We start from the raw sequence: 16476 nt of genomic DNA on the forward strand, positions 1-16476 counted from the left end.
GCAGCCCCGGCGCGCGCCCCGCCGGGAAACCGCTCTCCGCACCTTTGCGCACTCGTGCTGGTCCACTCGGGTGGCGCGCGCGACGATCTCCCCGGATTTCGGTGAAACACCGGGTGTTCCCGCGACGCCTGCGGTGACATGGGACGGGAGAGCACCCCGTCGCAGGTCTGGAGGACGCGTCGCATGGAGGGGACAAACCGTCCACCGGGCAGCCCGTGCGCCACAGCCGATCCCCACCCGAACCCTGGCGATCCGAGCGCGGTGGTGGAGTCCGTCCGCCCGCTGGTCGTGCGGTACTGCCGGGCCAGGATCGGCCGGCGCGGCTCGTCGTTCGCCTCGGCCGACCACGTGGCGGGCCAGGTGTGCCTGGCCGTCCTGGCCGCCCTCCCGACCCACCACGACCGCCCGTTCCTGGCCCTGCTGCACGGCATCGCCTCCCGCGAGGTCGCCCCGCACGTCCCGTCCCCGCAGGAAACCCCCGCGCCCCAAGGGGAACCGACCGAGCGCATGGCGGCCCTGCTGCGCGTGCTGCCCGAGCGCCACCGCGAGATCGTCGTGCTGCGCGTCGCGGTGGGCCTCTCCGTGGAGGAAACCGCGACCGCCGTCGGCTCCACACCGGGAGCCGTCAGGCTGGCCCAGCACCAGGCCCTGGCCCGACTCCGCGAGGACCTGGGCGCCGCACCCCTGCGGTGAGGGACCACAGCACCACCGCGCCCGTGCGCAGCCGAGGGCCGCTCAGGTTGGTGGACCGCGCTGCGCACGCGCAGCCCACCGGACCTGTCGAACCGCTGTCCGCGGCGGCGCTGTCCCGTGACCGGGTCGGACTGAACTCCCTGCCGGGTGAAGCGACCGCCGGAGGTCGCGAAGCCGTCGAAAGCTTGTTGGCGTCCATCCGTCCTCTTGTCGTGCGGTACCGCCGAGCCAGGATCGGCAGGAACGACGCGTCGTTCGCCTCGGCTGACGACGTGGCCCAGGAGGTGCGCTTGGCAGTGCTGACCGCGTTGCCCGGACACCGTGACCAGGACAGGCCGTTCCTCGGCACCGCAGGCCGAACGCGGGGTTGCCAGCCGACCCCCCGGCGTGAACAGCCCCGGAAACGGCAGCGCCGCCGCCCGGGACCCCGGACGGCGGCGCAGTCGGTCAAGCAGGTCAAGCAGGTCGATCAGATCAAGCGGCTCAGCCCGCCACGTCAGCCAGCGGCTTCTCCGGCTCCAGCTTCCCGTCCCGCTCCAGCCCGGCGCCCTCCACGTCCAGCTCCGGCAACCACCGCAGCCACGACGGCAGCCACCACGCCGCCTTGCCCAGCAGCGCCAGCGCCGCCGGGACCAGCACCATCCGCACCACGAACGCGTCCACCGCGATCCCGATCGCCAGCGCGAACGCGATCGACTTCATCGTCGCGTCACCCGACGGCACGAACCCGGCGAACACCGAGAACATGATCAGCGCAGCCGCCACGACCACCGGCGCGGCCTGGCGGAAGCCGGTGCGGATCGCGTCGCGCGGCGCGATGCCGTGGGCGTGCGCCTCGTGCATCCGCGACACCAGGAACACCTGGTAGTCCATCGCGAGTCCGAACAGGATGCCGATCACGATGATCGGCGTGAGGCTGATCAGCGGCCCGGTGCCGTCCAGGTTGACCGCGTCCGCCAGCCAGCCCCACTCGAACACCGCGACCGTCGCGCCCAGCGACGCGCCGATCGTGAGCAGGAAGCCCAGCACGCCGACCAGCGGCACCAGGATCGACCGGAACACCAGCACCAGCAGCAGCAGCGCCAGGCCGACCACGAGCACCAGGTACACCGGCAGCGCCTTGTCCAGCGTCACCGCCACGTCCACGCTCACCGCCGTCGACCCGGTCACGTAGGTCGTGCTGCCCTCGACGTCCGCGAGCTGCGCCCGCAGGTCCTCGACGAGCTTCTCGGTCTCCTGCGAGGCGGGCCCGGACTTCGGGATCACGGTCAGCATCGCCGCCGTGCCGTCGGCGTCGGGGATCGGCGGCGCGACCATCGCGACGTCGTCCAGCCCCTGGATGTCCGCGACGGCGGCAGCGGCGGCCTGCGCCGGGTTCCCGCCCTCGAACAGCACGATCAGCGGCCCGTTGAAGCCCGCGCCGAACCCGTCGGCCAGGATCTTCTCGGCGCGCTCCTGCGTGGAGTCGACCACCGGGCGCGGCACCAGCGTCGTGGTCATCGACGCGGCGGGCACCGACACCAGGCCGAGGCCGATCACGGCCAGCAGCAGCGCGGCGACCCGCTGCTTGGTGACGCCGTTGACCCAGCCCCGGAAGAACCCGCGCTCGTGCTGCTCCTCGGTCTCGCCGACCTCCCCGCGCCGCACGGCCTCGCGCTGCTTGCGCGGCAACGCCTTCAGCCCCAGGAAGCCCAGCACCGCGGGGACGAGCGTGATCGCGATCAGCACCGACACCACGATCGTCGCGGCGGCGGCCACGCCCATCTGGGTCAGGAACGGGATGCCCGCGACGGTCAGGCCGGCGAGCGCGATCACGACGGTGATGCCCGCGGTGACCACGGCGGAACCGGCGGTGCCCACGGCGATGCCGATGGCGTCGCCGACCTCGCGCCCGTGCCGCAGCTCCTGCCGGTAGCGGTTGATGATGAACAGCGCGTAGTCGATGCCCACGGCCAGGCCCAGCATGGACGCCAGGATCGGGGTGGTGGACTGCAGGTCCATGAACCCGGTGGCGATCATGACGCCGAGCGCGCCGATGCCCACGCCGACGCTCGCGGTCAGCAGGTTCATGCCCGCCGTGACGAGCGAGCCGTACGTGACGGCCAGGATCACCAGCGCGATGATCACGCCGAGCGCCTCGGCGACGCCGCCGATGTGCGGCGGCGACTGGGTGGCCTCGCCCGCGGCCTCCACGGTCAGCCCGCCGGTGCGGCCGTCCTCGACGGCCTTGAACAGCGCGTCCTTCTGCTCCTGGGTGATGTCACCGACCTTGGCGCTGTAGGTGACCGTGCTGTACGCGGTGTCCTGCTGCTGGTTCACCGCGGGCGCCTGCGGGTCGAGCGGGTTGCTCGCCGAGGCGACACCGTCCAGTTCGGACAGATCCTGCACCAGGCCCGCGATCAGCTGGGCGTTCTCCGGCGTGGTCAGCGTCTGGCCGTCCGGGGCCTTGACCACCACGCGCGCGGTCGCGCCACCGCTGGAGCCGAACTCCTCGGAGATCTTGTCCAGCGCGGTCGTGGACTCCTGGCCGGGGATGGAGAACGAGTTGGCGGTGGTGCCCGAGAGGGTCAGCGCGCCCGCGCCGGTGCCGAGCAGCACCACCAGCCACAACAGGACTACGGCGAGCCGTCGTCGGTGCGAGCCGACGCCGAGCCGGTAGAGGAGACGTGCCATGAGCGTTCAGGCCTCAGAGGTGTGGGTTGGGTCAAGGGGAGGGGTGGCCGAGCGCGGCCAGGCAGGTGGCCACGATGTGCCGCCGCCACACCGACTTCCGGTCGACGTGGTTGGCGGCCAGGCTGAGCACGGCCAGCGCGCTCAGCGCGCCGATCACGCGCACGAGGCGCTCGCTGTCGACGTCGCGCGGGTCGACGTCGAACACGGCGAACATCGACAGCTCGTCGCTGTCGGGCACGAGCAGCGGGTGGGTGCTGTCCGAGCCCATCTCGGTGATCACCCCGGCGGCCATGGAGATCAGACCGGGGTGCTCCAGCGCGAGGTCGGTCATCAGCTCGATGGCCGCCCGGTCGCGCTCGGGCCCCGCGGGCAGCCGCATCGCCTGCCCGGCGACCTCGTGGGCCTTCCCGCGACCCAGTTCGGCCGCTGCCGTGAACAGGGCGTCCTTGGTGGGGTAGTGGTGCAGCAGCCCCGCCTTGGACAGCCCGACGGCGTCGGCGACGTCCTTGATCGAGGTGTGGTCGAACCCGTGCCGGGCGAACAGCGCCGCCGCCCGGTCGAGCAGACGCACGTCCGCCTCGTGCCGCGTTTCTCGTGCCACGTCGTCGACGGTACCCGCCTACCAACCGTATCGGTCGGTAGGCCGACCGATACGGTTGGTGCGGTTGCTCACAGCGCGCAGCGTGCCGAGCCGGGCACGCTCCGCGCCGGGGCGGGCCCGGCGCGGTGTTTCGACCGCCACGCCACGGGAACACCCGGCACGGGGCCCGCAGGCCCCACCACCGCGCCCAGGACCCCCGGTGCGCCCAGTCCAGCACGACGACACGCCCCGGAGACGGGCGGCGCGTGGCCGAGGCGCGCGGGGGACGGCGATCGCGCTCCCTCCCCCCGCACCCGTGACCGCCGCGTCGTGGCGACCGCGTCGTGACAGCCGTGGCACGAGACCGCGTGGCGCGCCGCCCGAGCGGCGAGGGCACGACCCGCCCGCGCGGACCCCGGAACCGGAAGAACACCATGCCCGAGCGCACCACCGCTGTCCGCGCCCTTCACGACATCGGCCTCGCCGCCTGGTTCGGCGGCTCGCTCGCCGAGGCGGTGACCGCCGCCGACCCCGCCCTCGGCGCCGACCCCGACCCCGCCGTCCCCGGCCTCAACGCCGGGTGGGGCTCCTGGGCGCCGGTCTGCGCCATCGCCATCGGGGCGCACCTGCTGGGCGGGGTGATGCTGCTGCCGGTCAACCGGGATCGCGCGGCCGGTCGGCGCGGGGTGGCCGCGCAGACCATCGGCAAGTTCGTCCTCACCGGCGCCGCGCTGGCCGTGACCGGCTACAGCCGGTCGCTCGGCAGGAAGCTGACCGCCGTCGGGAACGGCGCGGTGGTCGAGGGCGTCGTCCCCGCCCGGTCCGCACCGGGGGAGACCGGGCGCCTCCGGCGCCAGCTGGACACCTGCCAGTGGCTGATCCCGCTCCTCACCGGCGGCATCTGCGCGCTCGCCGCGCTCGTGGACGAGCAGCAGCGGCCGGCGGGCAGGCTGAACGGGATGTTCGGCAAGCCGGCGCGCTGGCTCCACGCCACCAGGTGAGCCTGCCGCTCGTCGACGCGCCACCACGCGCCGCCCCCGCCGCGCGGCCGTCCGCACAACCCGCGGGGCCCCACCGCCTCGCGGCCCCGGCGCCTCCGCCCGGACGGGAGGTCAGCGACGTCCCCTGGCCAGGATCGCCGCCGTGTCCGCCGTGCCCGCCGCCACGGCGTGGGCCAGGTCGGTGAGGCGGTGGTGGTGCGCGCGCGCGTAGCCGCGCAGCCGTTCGAACGCCGCGTCGAGCGGGATGTTCCCGGTCGCGGCGAGGATTCCCTTGGCCTGCTCGATCACGACCCTGCTGTCGAGCGCCGTCTGGAGTTGGCCGCTGAGCTGGTCGGCGTGCTTGATGGCGCGTTGTTGCAGGATGCCGATGGTGGCGACGTCGGCGAGGGCCTGGCCGAGTTGGAGCACGTCCTGGCTCAGGTCGCCGGGTTGGGTGTTGAGCAGAGTGATTCCGCCTACGGCGTGTTCGCGCAGGCGCAGGGGCAGGGCGTGGGCGGAGCGGAAGCCGCATTCGTGGGCTGCCGCGGTGAAGCGGGGCCAGCGGGTGGTGGCCTCGCGCAGGTCGGGGCAGGAGACGGGGGTCTGGGAGCGGACGCAGTCGATGCAGGGGCCGTCGTCGGCCTGCACGGCGAACAGCTCCAGCAGCTCCGCCTTCTGCGACGAGCTCGCGACCACTCGCAGCCCGGCCCGCTCGTCGAGCAGGATCACGCCTGCGGCCGTCGAGTCGAGCAGTTCGACGCACTGCTCGGTGAGCATGTGGAGGAACTCGGCGACGTCGAAGTCCGCGACGAGCGTGTCGGCCAGGCGCACGAACGCGCGCGAAACCCTTCGTTCCTGGTCCTGCCTCAACTGCTGCCCTGAGTGCGGAACGGGTTCCATGACGCCCGGATGCCCACTCGGCGGCGATGTCACCCCTCTGCGAGCGCCAAGTCCGCCAGGGGGGTTTGGCGCTCGTGCCCCAGGGCATCCGGTGAGCGCAGCAGCCGCCCCTGATCCCGGCGACACCCGCCGAACTCCGGGGAAGGCGCTTCCGAGCACATCGCTCAGCACACCTCCCGCGCGAGAGCCCGGTCGAGAGCCCGGTCGAGAGCGGACACCGCCGGACCGGCCGAACCAAGGACAACGGGGCGCGAACGCGCCCCGCACCCGATGCCAGGTCGAGGAGACCACCGTGACAACCCCCGTCACCGCCGCGCCCAAGTCGTCCATCCAGAACGCGGGCGCGCCCACCCAGAACATCGCCACCGAGGCCGCCGACCGCGACCTCGCCACGTCCGCCCAGACCAAGGGGACGACCACCGTGGCCGACACCGTGGTCCAGAAGATCGCCGGGCTCGCGACGCGCGAGGTGTCCGGCGTATACGCGCTCGGCGGCGGCGCGGCACGGGCCTTCAGCTCGCTGCGCGAGCGCATCCCCGGCGCGACGGCCTCGGCGGGACAGGGCGTCTCGGTCGAGGTCGGCGAGCGGCAGGCCGCGATCGACCTGCACGTCCTGGTCGAGTACGGGGTGTCCATAGTGGACCTCTCCCGGTCGGTGCGCCGCAACGTGATCGGCGCGGTGGAGCAGATGACCGGACTCGAGGTCGTCGAGGTCAACATCGCCGTCACCGACGTGCACATCCCCGGCGAGGACGAGGGCGACAGGACCCCGGAACCGGGTCGCGTGCGGTGACGCCCGACGTCGAGGCCACCGCCGTCGCGGTGGCCGTGAGCAGCCTGCCGCAGGTGGCGGGTCCCCACGCCGGGCGCTACGGCGAGATCGCCACCCTCCTGCCAGGGCGGAGGGTGGTGGGGGTGCGCGTCCGTCCGGACGAGCTGGTCGTCGGCGTGGTCGTGCGCTACCCGGCCACCGCCGCCGAGGTCGACGCGGCGGTCCGCTCCGCGGTGCACGCCGTGCTCGGCCCCGACCGGGTGCCGCTGCACGTGTGGATCGGCGACGTCGCGCCGCCGCTCGCCCTCGCGCCCGACCGCGCCGCCGGGCGTGCCGCGCGGCGCGGGGAGCCGGGCGGCGCGGAGGCCGGTGGTGCGGAGGCCGGCGTCGTGGAAGTCAACGTCGTGGAGGTCGGCCTGGTGGAGGTCGGCGTGGTGGCGGTGAGCGTGGCGGCCGTCGAGCCGGGCGCCCGCCAGGGCGCCGCACCCGCCACCGGGCCGGTGGCCGCACCGGTCGCTCCACCGGTCACCAGGCCGACCGCCGTGCCCACCACCCCACCGGCCACCCCACCGGCCACCCCACCGGCCACCGCGGTGACCACCGCAGTGAGGAACCCACCGTGAACTCCACCACCACCGGAACGCTGGCGGGTCTAGCGCTCGGCTTCGCCGCCGCGTTCGGCGGGTTCGGCGCCTTCATCGTCGTCCTGCTCCTGGGCGCGGCGGGCCTGGTCGTCGGCCGGGTCCTCGACGGCAAGCTCGACGTGTCCGCGCTGACCGGCCGGGACCGGGGCTGAGCGCCGTGACCACCACCACGACCACCCGATCCCACCCGGCGGCGCCGGGAACACCCGCCGACCCCGGCGAACGCGGTCGCCTCACCGTCGGCGACGCCGCGGTGGAGCGGATCGCCGCGCACGCGGCCACCGAGGTCGACGGCGTCGGCGGCTCCGCGTACCGCCTGCTCGGCGTCGCCGTCGGCCCGGAGCAGGCCGGTGCGGACGTCCGGGTCGGCGCGACCGTCACCGGCGACGCGGTCGCGCTCGACGTGCGGCTGTCGGTCGTCTACCCGATGCCGGTGCGCCGCACCGCGGACCGGGTGCGCGCGCACCTGGCCCTGCGCATCCGGGACCTGACCGGCCTGACCGTGACCAGGGTCGACGTCACCGTCACCGCGCTGCACCACGCTGCGCGCCCCGAGGGGAGGGTGTGGTGAAGCGGCTGCCCCGGCGCAGCGCGCCCGCCGTCCTCGTCGCGCTGGCCGTCCTCGCCGCCTGCGCGCTCGTCACCACCGTGGCCGTGCGGCAGGCCTTCGGGCTCAGCCCGTGGATCGACCCGCGCGCGGTCGCGGGCGCCCTGCACGGGGCGCGCTGGACCGACCCGCTCGTCGTGCTGGCGGCCTCGGTCTGCGCCGTGCTCGGCGCGGTCCTGCTGCTGTGCGCGCTGCTCCCCGGCGCGCCCACCGTGCTGCCGCTGCGCGACGACGACCCGGACTCGGACCACGCGCTGGAGTCCGGGGTGACCCGGCGGAGCCTGCGGAACGTCCTGCGCGCGACCGCGTCGTCGGTCGACGGCGTGACCACCGCCAAGCTCGCCCTCACCCGCCGCGCGGCCACCGCGACCGCCACCACCGACCGCACCGGCACCACAGGCCTGGCCGACGCCGTGCGCGTGGCCGTCGCGGAGCGGCTCGACCGCGTCGGTCCGCTGGACCGGCCGACCGTGACCGTCCGGCTCAAGGCCGGGAGGGCGCGGTGACCGGCCACGACCGGCCCGCCCGGCTCAACCGCGCCGTGCTGGCCGTGACCGGTCTGCTGCTGCTCGCGGCGGGCGGGTTCGCCCTGGCCACCCGGTTCGCCGTGCTGGACGTCCTCGCGCCCGACGCGCCCCTGGTCCCCGGTGACGCCCTGCCGCCCCCGTGGGTCTGGAACGTCATCGCGGTCGCCGGGATCGCGCTCGGGCTGCTCGCCGTCCGCTGGCTCGTCGCCCAGGTCGCCCGCGCGCCCAGGAGCAGCCTGTGGCGGTTCGACACCGACGGCTCGGGGCGGACCGAGCTGGCCGCGAGCACCGCGCTCGCCCCGCTCCTCGCCGAGGCCGGGGCCTATCCCGGTGTGCGCGAGGCGCGCGGCGTCCTCACCGGGGCCGGGAACGCCCCGAGGTTGGAGCTGGTGATCAGCACCGACCGGGACGGCGAGCCCGGCGCGATCCGCCGCGCGCTCGCCACCGGGGGACTGCCCCGGCTGCGCAGGGCGCTCGACCTCGACCGGCTGCCCACGACCGTCGAGTTCCGCCTCACCGGCAATCCGGGCGCCCGAACGGCGCCCCCGACCTCATCGGAGCAGGCACGTGAACGCTGAAAGCAGCACGCTCAGACCCGTCCAGCGGACGTCCGGGACCGGGGTTCCGCCGCCCCCGGCGGAGGGCGCGGACGAGGCGCGCTGCCCCACGTGCGACCACCCGGTGGGCGCGCACGACGAGATCGCCCTGAGGTTCTGCGCCGCGACCGAGGCAGGCGGGTTGGACCGGCGGTGCCTGTGCGCGGGCTGGGCGGGTGACGTGGGAGTGGCCGCGCCCGTGCGGATCGGCGCGCGCCACGGGGGAAGGCCGTCCGGGGCGGGGACGGGGACGTCGGGATGAGCGCGACCGAGCGCGCTCCCGTGACCGGCGCTGACGCGGACCCCGGTCGCAGGCTGGCCGTGAGGCCGCGCGACTCGGCCCGGTCCGCTGCCGACGGGGCCTGGTGGCCGAGGTCCGCCGACCCGGCGGTCGAGTTCCCCGCGCTGATCGCCGCCGTGACCGGGTTCGGCAGGCCGGTGCTGCGGGTGGTCTACCACCTGGGCGCGTGGGGCAGGGCCGAGCACAAGATCACTGTGGCCGGCGTGGTGGTGCGCCTGGAGGGGTTCCGTACGACGCGGCCCTGGGAGGTGACCGTGCTGGGTCCGGATCGCGCCCGCACGGTCCTGCTGGTGATCCCGCCCGACACGCCGGGTGGCGCCGCGGGGGCGGCGCTGCGCGCTGTGACCGGGTCGGACGGGTCCGATCCGGTGGAGGAGTTGATGGTGCGGAACGGCGTTCGGGTGCGAGGGGTGGGGCGCGCCGCGCCGGAGGGGGGACTGGCCGGGGGCGGTCCGGTGGAGTCCGGGCCGGAGGAGCGGTGGGAGGCGGAGGGCGGTGCCGGGGGAGTGCGGCCGTCGGTGCGGGAGAAGGTGGCGCGGGGGCGGGTGTCGCGGCCGGGGGTGTCGCCGCCGCCGGAGAAGCGGACAGCGCGGCCCACGGGCGCCGGGGCCACGTCATGACGCGCCCGGCCTCGTCGCCCGCGCAGGCTCCGCCGCACCACCCGCCCGCGCCGGACGGCCCAGCCCTGTCTGACGCGGACGGGCGGGCCACGTGGGGCCTGCCGGCCTCACGGGGGCCGCAGAGCCCGGATGTCGAGCAGGCTGAGCCGCGCCGGGAGGGCCCGCCGGAGCGGCAGCCCTCGCCGGAGGGCGCGCCCGCGACGCCGTCCGGTGGCCCGGTGGTCCGGGGACCGCTGTGGCGCAGACGAGTCCGCGTCAACACGAGCCGCCGACGCCGCCCCGCCGCTCGCTGACCGCGTACTGCGGCAACGGCCACCGCCCCGGCGCAGGCGCCGTCCACGGCACGCCGCGCGCGCCTGCGCCCACACGACCGCTGCCCGGTCCGCGGCACTGGCCGGGCGCCGTCTGCCCGTCAGCCCGTCCCAGGTCACCGGCAGGCGGGCAGGCCCCCCTGGTGGACATGCCGGTCCTCCAGGTGATCGGCTCCTCCGCCAAGCGCAGACCCGGCAGCCAACCGGTCCTCGCTGTCTCGCGCCACCACGAGCGCGCCGAGCAGGTCCCCGGTGGGCTCGCGCCGCCGGCTCGCGATCAGGTCCGCCATGTACGCGGCCATCTCGCCGGTGTGCTCGCGGTCCTCGTCGGCGGTGAACTCCGTCGTGGACAGGAACGCGTCCGACCACACCCGGAAGTCCACCCGGTCCTCGTAGGGCACGCCCGGCAGCTCGCAGATCACGGTGATCGGCAGCGGCAGCGCGAAGTCCTCCACCAGGTCGGCGGGCGCCCCCCGCGCGCATCGCCGCCACCAGGCCGTCGGCGATCTCCTGCGCGCGGGGGCGCAGCCGCTCGACGCGGCGGACCGTGAACGTTTTGGCCACCAGCCTGCGCAGCCTGGTGTGGTCCGGTGGGGCCATGCCGAGGATGTTGCCCGGCGGCGACGGCACCGGGCGCAGCCTCGGCTCGGCGCGCAACGCCGAGAACAGCGGTTCCGAGTCCAGCCGCTCGGGTTGGCTGAACGGGTAGGGCCTGGGTTCGACGGTGGTCACCACCGGCTCCTCACTGCGCGCGCCGCTCCGCCGCGCCTGCTCGCCGCGCTGCCCGCGGTCGGACGGGCCCACGCAGAGCTTGTCCCCACCCGCACGGCGGCGCCACATCCCGGTGAATCGCCACGGCGGTCGTTCCACGTCGGTGGTCCCACAGCGGTCGTCCCGCAGCGGTGGTCCCACGTCGGTGGTCCCGAGCACGGCGCCCGTAGTCCGCTGGTGGAGCGCGCGGTGCTCGCGCGCGCCCCCGCCCTCCCCGGCCCCGGCCCACACCGTCCACACCGGACACCCGCTCTACGTCCCCGCCCGCCACCCCCGCAGCGGCGGGGCCGAGCCGACCCCTCCCCGGCTCCGCCCCGCCACCCCCCCACGGGTCCGGACCGACCGGCCCTGCCCCGGCCTGCCCGGACCCGCCGCGGGACCGCCCTGCCCGGCGGGCCCGAGTCCGCTGAGGACCGCTCAGGCGCGCGCCCCCACGTCCCGCCCGGAGCTCGCCGCGACCGCCCGCTGGTAGAGCCTGGTCACCTCGTCCGCGAGCAGCTCCGTGCTGTAGCGGGCCAGAACCCGGTCGTAGCCCGCGACCCCGTACGAGTTGAGCCTGACCTTGTTGCCCAGCAGTTCCCGCAGCGCCCTCGCCAGCGCGGCGGGGGAGCGCGGCGGCACCAGCACCCCGGTCACCCGGTCAAGCACGACCTCCGGCAGCACCCCGACCGACGTGGCGACCACGGCCACCCCGCACGCCATCGCCTCCAGCGCCACGATCCCGGACGGCTCGCTGCGGGCGGCGCACACCACGACGTCGGCCGAGCGCAGCAGGCTGGCCATCGCCGCGCGCGGCACGCACCCCACCAGCCGCACCCGGTTCACGACGCCGTGCACCCGCGCGTGGTTCACCAGCCGCTGCGCCCACGACGACGACGCGGCGGAGACGGCGGGGTCCCCCACCACGACCAGCTCGGTGTTCGGGACGCCCCGCAGCGCGACGACCAGATCGCCCACCCCGTCGGCGGGACGCCCCACGCCGACCGCGAGGATCCGGTGCGGCAGGTCCCGCCCCTCCCTGGGCCCCCTGGGGCCGAACCGGGACAGGTCCACCCCGTACGGCACGACGGTGATCTTCGTCCGCCGCACGCCCGCCTTGATGAGGCGCGCGACCTCGGAGGCGCTGGTGGCCACGATCCGGGTCGCCTCGTGGCCGATCACCCGCTGGGCGGCCACGTGGTCGGAGAGGTGGTCGCTCGACTGCGAGTGGAAGTTCTGCACGACGGGCAGGTCGAGCGGGACGGCCGCGTGCAGCGCGACCAGCCCCGACGGCCACTGGTGGGCGTGGACGAGATCGGGTGGCGCGGCCCGCCACCGGCCGTGCAGGAAGTCGCCCGCGCCCTTCAGGCGTCCGGCCTTCCCGCCGCGCGCGCCCGAGGGCAGGTGGACCACCTGGTACCCCTCCGGCGTGCGCGTGGACACGGCCGCGCCGATCGATCTGCCGCCGGTGTAGACGGTGATCTCGTGTCCCAGCGCGGTCAGCGAGGAGGACAGTTCGGCCACGTGCGCCACCCGCCTGCTCGCCGCCTCGTCGAGCTCCGCGGGCGGCCCTGTGTGCAGCGCCACCATGGCGATCTTCATGTGTGCTCCTGGGGTTGTGCCGAGAGCACCGGAGGCGGGCACGCCGAGTGGCCCGCGCGCCGGGCGTTCGGGCGCGGGGGACCGGGCTGCGCCTGCGGTGCCGGGTGGCGACGCGCCCCGGAGGCGGTCGGCGCGGTGCGGCGCCCGCCCGCCAGCCCGGCAGCGGCCACCCCGCGCACGAGCCGTGCGGGGTGGACCGCGTCCGAAGGCGCTCCGCCGGATCTGCGGAACACCGGGGCCGGTAGGGAGCGTGCCGCCGCTGGGCGATGCAGGAGCAAGAAAAAACCCCGATCCACGCCGATGCCTGCTGGGATTCGGCTGTCGGGGTCGGGGACAGCGGTGTCGCCGGGGGCGCCCGGCCGATCCGCTCCGGATCACGACGGGGAACCCCGGTCCCGTTCTAGCAGCCGCCCGGTGGGCTGTACAGGAACGGCGCCTGTTCGGCCCAACCCCGCGCTCAGGCGCCCACCGCCGGTGTCCCCGCCGCACCGCGCGGGCTCGTCCGCCCTCCGCGCCGGGAAACCCGCCCCGGCCGCTCGGGCGCGCGCCGCCCACGCCTGGACGAGGGCGGCGCGATCACCCGCGGGCACGCGGCCCGGTGCGGTCAGCGCGCCCGGTGGGCGAGGATCGCAGCCCTGTCGGCCACGCCGGTGGTGACGGCGTGGGCCAGGTCGGTGAGGCGGTGGTGGTGCGCGCGCGCGTAGCCGCGCAGCCTGCTGAACGCCACGTCGAGCGGGATCTCGCCCCAGACCGCCAGTATTCCCTTGGCCTGCTCGATCACGATCCTGCTGCCGAGCGCCGTCTGGAGTTGGCCGCTGAGCTGGTCGGCGTGCTTGATGGCGCGTTGTTGCAGGATGCCGATGGTGGCGACGTCGGCGAGGGCCTGGCCGAGTTGGAGCACGTCCTGGCTCAGGTCGCCGGGTTGGGTGTTGAGCAGGGTGATCGCGCCTACGGCGTGTTCGCGCAGGCGCAGGGGCAGGGCGTGGGCGGAGCGGAAGCCGCATTCGTGGGCTGCCGCGGTGAAGCGGGGCCAGCGGGTGGTGGCCTCGCGCAGGTCGGGGCAGGAGACGGGGGTCTGGGAGCGGACGCAGTCGATGCAGGGGCCGTCGTCGGCCTGCACGGCGAACAGCTCCAGCAGCTCCGCCTCCTGCGACGAGCTCGCGGTCACGTGCGGCACCGACCACCGGTCGACCAGCACCACGCCTGCGGCCGTCGAGTCGAGCAGTTCGACGCACTGCTCGGTGAGCATGTGGAGGAACTCGGCGACGTCGAAGTCCGCGACGAGCGTGTCGGCCAGGCGCACGAACGCGCGCGCCACCCGCACTTCCCGGTCGCTCGCTGCTTCGGCGCGCTCCTGCGGGGCGCTTTCCTGCGGGGCGCTTTCCTGCGGGGTGATCACCATGTCGGGGCCCTCCGGTTGCCGGGATGGGTGCCCCCGCGGGGTCACGGCCGGGGCGAGTCACTTCGCTCGGACAGCAGGCCGTTCGCTGCCAACTCGCCCGCCGCAACGCCTCGCGCCACCTCCGACAGCCTCAGGTGGTGCGCGCGGGCGTAGCGCCGCAGTGCCAGGAACGCCTCGTGCATGTCCAGACCACCGACTTCGGCCAGGACGCCCTTGGCCTGCTCGACGACGGTGCGGTGGTGCAGCGTGGCCTGCAGTTGTTCCGACACCAGGTCGTACTGCCGGGCCGTGCGCTGTTGGAGGATACCGATGGTGGCCACGTCGGCGAGCGCCTGCCCCAGCGCGATGGTCGCCCCGCCGATCGCCACCGGGGCGGTGTTGAGCAGGGTCAGCGCGCCGATCACCTCGTCGCGCAGCCGCATCGGCAGCGCGCACGCCGCCCGGAACCCCGCGCTCACCGCGGCGGGCCCGAACTCCGGCCACCGCTCGTGCTCGCCCGCCAGGTCGGCGCTGGACACCGGGGTCCCGCTGCGCACGCAGTCCAGGCACGGTCCCTGCAGGGTCTGCGCGGCGAACACCTCCACGAGCGCGGCGTGCTCGGACGACCCGGCGGCGGGCCGCCACCCGCCGCGCTGGTCGGACAGGATGACCCCGGCCGCGTCCACGTCGAGCAGGTCCACCGCCCGTTCGGTCAACATGCCGAGGAAGTCGAGCACGTCGAAGTCGGCGACCAGCGTGTCGGCCAGTGACACGAAGGTGTCAGCCAGCTGTTGGTCACGGGCACTGCTCATCGGCTCGGCCTTTCCCTCATGTCGCATCAGTGCCCGCCCTCGTCGGCGGTGAAGCGCAGCTCGCGCGCCACTACCCGCCGGGCCACCTCGGCCAGTGGCACGTCGTGGATGAAGGCGTACCCGCGCAGGCGCAGCAGCGCGACCTCGGTCGTGGAGTCCAGCTGCGCCTGCACCATGCCGGTCGCCTGGTGCACCTGGATGTGGGGATCCGCCAACCAGCTCAGGTCGGCCGTGCTGTGCCCGTCCAGCTCCGCCACGACGCCCAGCGTCGCCAGGTCGCTCAGGATCAGCGCGTCCGTCAGCTCCGCCCTGGTGAGCGGGCCGGGCGTGTCGCGGTAGAGGTCCAGCGACCCCACCCTGGCCACGCCGATCTGGAGCGGGAACGAGAACACCGCGGCGGCGCCCAGCCCGCGCGCCGCGGGGGTGAACGCGGGCCAGCGCTCCATCTCGGCGGACAGGTCCGAGATCAGGACCGGCCCGCCGGAGGCGAAGGCGTCCAGGCACGGGCCCTCGCCGACGACGAGCTGCAGGTCCTCCAGACCCGAGCTCACCTCGTTCGTCGCGCACACCAGGCCCCGGCTGGGCAGCCCGTGACCGGGCGCGGCGCTCAGGACCGTGGCTCCCGCCCCGGACACGCCCAGCTCCAGCACGCAGCGCTCGCAGGCCAGCTTGACGACCGATTCGGGGCGCTCGGCGAGGTCGGCGGCCAGCAGTGCCTGCAGCCGCCGTCGCCGGTTCTCCGCCATCAGTCCTCCGAGCCAGCCCTCGTGGGCAACCAGGTCAGCCTAGGCCTTCGCCCGAGCGGGCCGCGCGCGGTGGGGGGCGCGGCCGGTGGCCAGGTCACAGCGTCCCCAGGGCCTCGCCCAGGCAGTGGCGCACCTCGACCAGCCGGTCGAGCGCGGCGATCCGCAGCGGTCGCAGCACGGCGCGGTGGCCCGCCACGACCAGCAGGCGCGTCCGCCCGCCCGCCCGCAGGTAGGCGGCGGTCAGCGCGGCCAGGCCCGCGACGGCCAGCAGCCGGACCTCGCCGAGGTCCACCACCAGCACCGGCGGCCGGTGCTTCAGCGCCAGGTCGAGCGCGCCGCGCAGCACGGGCGCGCTCAGCTGGTCGATCTCGCCCGCCACGTGCAGCACGGGGGTCCGCCCGTGGTGCCGCAGGGCCGCCGTCACCGTGCCCGAGGCGGCGCGGGGACCCGCTTCGGCCCGCGGACGCGCGTGGTGGGGCAGATCGTGGCCGGGGCCGCTGCGGAAATCGTGGTGGGCGCCTCGGTGGAGGCAGCAGTACCCGTTCTCGCCCGGTGTCGCCATGGTGCCGACTCCTGCTCCGGCAGGCGTCGCCCAACCGGTCGCGCAGGGGCGCGAACACCGGAGGAACTCGCCTGCTCACAAGGGTTTGCTCCGACGTGAGAGCGGGTTCTGGGCGCTCCGGCGGGGGACTTCGGCACGCTATCCCACCCGCAGGTCCCGCGTCCGGTTGCGCGGCCCGGCTCACCCGTACGCACGAGCGGACGGCCGCCCGGCCCCGCCGTTTCGCGGTCTCGCGGTGCGGCGCCCGTGCGCGGCCCGGCGCCCCGGTCCCAGCGGACCTCCCCGCCGCTCCCGCCCGGTGCGCTGATCGCGCCGCCCTCCCCCGGAGCGGCGCGTGACCCCGCGCCCCTGGCGCCCACCTGCCCCTGACGTCCACCTGCCGCCGCGCCCTTCGCCCAGACCTCCCGCCGAGCGGCTGC

20 protein-coding genes and 1 pseudogene are annotated in these 16476 nt (G+C 75.3%); 12 read left to right on the forward strand and 9 right to left on the reverse strand.

Annotated elements, in window-relative coordinates; genetic code table 11:
* The first annotated feature begins 183 nt into the window (after positions 1–183).
* Positions 184–693, forward strand: coding sequence for a sigma factor-like helix-turn-helix DNA-binding protein (locus AMIR_RS13950; protein ID WP_015801610.1), 510 nt, complete (start codon positions 184–186; stop codon positions 691–693).
* Positions 694–824: 131 nt separating this feature from the next.
* A pseudogene (locus AMIR_RS41810) lies at positions 825–1037 on the forward strand (RNA polymerase subunit sigma); the annotation flags it as partial.
* Between the two features lie 139 nt (positions 1038–1176).
* On the opposite strand, the gene AMIR_RS13955 reads toward AMIR_RS41810, so the two are convergent.
* Both AMIR_RS13955 and AMIR_RS13960 read right to left on the reverse strand, forming a co-directional pair.
* On the reverse strand, positions 1177–3366 hold the full coding sequence (locus tag AMIR_RS13955) for an MMPL family transporter (RefSeq protein WP_015801611.1): 2190 nt from the start codon (positions 3364–3366) through the stop codon (positions 1177–1179).
* A 31-nt stretch (positions 3367–3397) separates the two neighbouring features.
* Positions 3398–3967 carry a TetR/AcrR family transcriptional regulator gene (locus AMIR_RS13960; protein WP_041836751.1) on the reverse strand — a complete coding sequence of 190 codons (570 nt, stop codon included), beginning with the start codon at positions 3965–3967 and terminating at the stop codon, positions 3398–3400.
* A 332-nt stretch (positions 3968–4299) separates the two neighbouring features.
* Here AMIR_RS13960 and AMIR_RS13965 point away from each other — a divergent pair, with 332 nt between their 5' ends.
* Complete coding sequence (locus AMIR_RS13965) at positions 4300–4947, forward strand: hypothetical protein (RefSeq protein ID WP_143760724.1); 648 nt, start codon at positions 4300–4302, stop codon at positions 4945–4947.
* Positions 4948–5058: 111 nt separating this feature from the next.
* On the opposite strand, the gene AMIR_RS13970 is transcribed toward AMIR_RS13965, so the two are convergent.
* Complete coding sequence (locus tag AMIR_RS13970; protein WP_245554612.1) at positions 5059–5757, reverse strand: GAF and ANTAR domain-containing protein; 699 nt, start codon at positions 5755–5757, stop codon at positions 5059–5061.
* A 361-nt stretch (positions 5758–6118) separates the two neighbouring features.
* Between AMIR_RS13970 and AMIR_RS13975 the strand changes: the two genes are divergently transcribed.
* Genes AMIR_RS13975 through AMIR_RS35650 form a run of 8 tightly spaced genes read left to right on the forward strand, consistent with a single transcriptional unit; the run spans position 6119 to position 9893 of the window.
* Complete coding sequence (locus AMIR_RS13975; RefSeq protein WP_015801615.1) at positions 6119–6619, forward strand: Asp23/Gls24 family envelope stress response protein; 501 nt, start codon at positions 6119–6121, stop codon at positions 6617–6619.
* Positions 6616–7221 carry a hypothetical protein gene (locus tag AMIR_RS40230; RefSeq protein WP_015801616.1) on the forward strand — a complete coding sequence of 202 codons (606 nt, stop codon included), beginning with the start codon at positions 6616–6618 and terminating at the stop codon, positions 7219–7221. The genes AMIR_RS13975 and AMIR_RS40230 overlap by 4 nt, the downstream gene beginning before the upstream one ends.
* The gene (locus tag AMIR_RS40235) at positions 7218–7394 is read left to right on the forward strand and encodes a hypothetical protein (protein ID WP_015801617.1); all 177 of its coding nucleotides are present in this window, start codon (positions 7218–7220) and stop codon (positions 7392–7394) included. Before AMIR_RS40230 ends, AMIR_RS40235 begins: the two co-directional genes overlap by 4 nt.
* A 5-nt stretch (positions 7395–7399) precedes the next feature.
* The gene (locus AMIR_RS13990) at positions 7400–7813 is read left to right on the forward strand and encodes an Asp23/Gls24 family envelope stress response protein (RefSeq protein ID WP_015801618.1); all 414 of its coding nucleotides are present in this window, start codon (positions 7400–7402) and stop codon (positions 7811–7813) included.
* Positions 7810–8355 carry a DUF6286 domain-containing protein gene (locus tag AMIR_RS13995; protein WP_015801619.1) on the forward strand — a complete coding sequence of 182 codons (546 nt, stop codon included), beginning with the start codon at positions 7810–7812 and terminating at the stop codon, positions 8353–8355. The genes AMIR_RS13990 and AMIR_RS13995 overlap by 4 nt, the downstream gene beginning before the upstream one ends.
* Positions 8352–8954 (forward strand): Asp23/Gls24 family envelope stress response protein, encoded by a 603-nt coding sequence (locus AMIR_RS14000; RefSeq protein WP_015801620.1) that lies wholly within the window; start codon positions 8352–8354, stop codon positions 8952–8954. Before AMIR_RS13995 ends, AMIR_RS14000 begins: the two co-directional genes overlap by 4 nt.
* On the forward strand, positions 8944–9234 hold the full coding sequence (locus AMIR_RS37065; RefSeq protein WP_015801621.1) for an RGCVC family protein: 291 nt from the start codon (positions 8944–8946) through the stop codon (positions 9232–9234). Before AMIR_RS14000 ends, AMIR_RS37065 begins: the two co-directional genes overlap by 11 nt.
* Complete coding sequence (locus AMIR_RS35650) at positions 9231–9893, forward strand: DUF5994 family protein (protein WP_015801622.1); 663 nt, start codon at positions 9231–9233, stop codon at positions 9891–9893. The genes AMIR_RS37065 and AMIR_RS35650 overlap by 4 nt, the downstream gene beginning before the upstream one ends.
* Before the next feature lie 427 nt (positions 9894–10320).
* Here the strand turns inward: AMIR_RS35650 and AMIR_RS40240 are convergent, their stop codons facing one another.
* Positions 10321–10659 carry a cytochrome P450 family protein gene (locus tag AMIR_RS40240; protein WP_049796829.1) on the reverse strand — a complete coding sequence of 113 codons (339 nt, stop codon included), beginning with the start codon at positions 10657–10659 and terminating at the stop codon, positions 10321–10323.
* Positions 10660–10760: 101 nt separating this feature from the next.
* Here AMIR_RS40240 and AMIR_RS40245 point away from each other — a divergent pair, with 101 nt between their 5' ends.
* Positions 10761–10913: a hypothetical protein gene (locus AMIR_RS40245; RefSeq protein WP_187313510.1), complete on the forward strand. Its 153-nt coding sequence runs from the start codon at positions 10761–10763 to the stop codon at positions 10911–10913.
* 479 nt (positions 10914–11392) lie between these two features.
* Here AMIR_RS40245 and AMIR_RS14020 read toward each other — a convergent pair whose 3' ends face one another.
* The 5 genes from AMIR_RS14020 to AMIR_RS38165 all read right to left on the reverse strand — a co-directional run bounded on the left by AMIR_RS14020 (position 11393) and on the right by AMIR_RS38165 (position 15919).
* Positions 11393–12556 (reverse strand): glycosyltransferase, encoded by a 1164-nt coding sequence (locus tag AMIR_RS14020; protein ID WP_015801623.1) that lies wholly within the window; start codon positions 12554–12556, stop codon positions 11393–11395.
* Between the two features lie 604 nt (positions 12557–13160).
* Positions 13161–13958, reverse strand: a complete 798-nt coding sequence (locus AMIR_RS14025; protein WP_015801624.1) for a GAF and ANTAR domain-containing protein — start codon at positions 13956–13958, stop codon at positions 13161–13163.
* Between the two features lie 41 nt (positions 13959–13999).
* Positions 14000–14749, reverse strand: coding sequence for a GAF and ANTAR domain-containing protein (locus AMIR_RS14030; RefSeq protein WP_041836753.1), 750 nt, complete (start codon positions 14747–14749; stop codon positions 14000–14002).
* Positions 14750–14775: 26 nt separating this feature from the next.
* Positions 14776–15495, reverse strand: coding sequence for a GAF and ANTAR domain-containing protein (locus AMIR_RS14035; RefSeq protein ID WP_015801626.1), 720 nt, complete (start codon positions 15493–15495; stop codon positions 14776–14778).
* Between the two features lie 94 nt (positions 15496–15589).
* Positions 15590–15919, reverse strand: a complete 330-nt coding sequence (locus AMIR_RS38165; protein WP_245554613.1) for an STAS domain-containing protein — start codon at positions 15917–15919, stop codon at positions 15590–15592.
* Positions 15920–16476 lie beyond the last annotated feature (557 nt).

It is taken from the genome of Actinosynnema mirum DSM 43827 (genome assembly GCF_000023245.1).
Classification (GTDB): Bacteria; Actinomycetota; Actinomycetes; order Mycobacteriales; family Pseudonocardiaceae; genus Actinosynnema; species Actinosynnema mirum.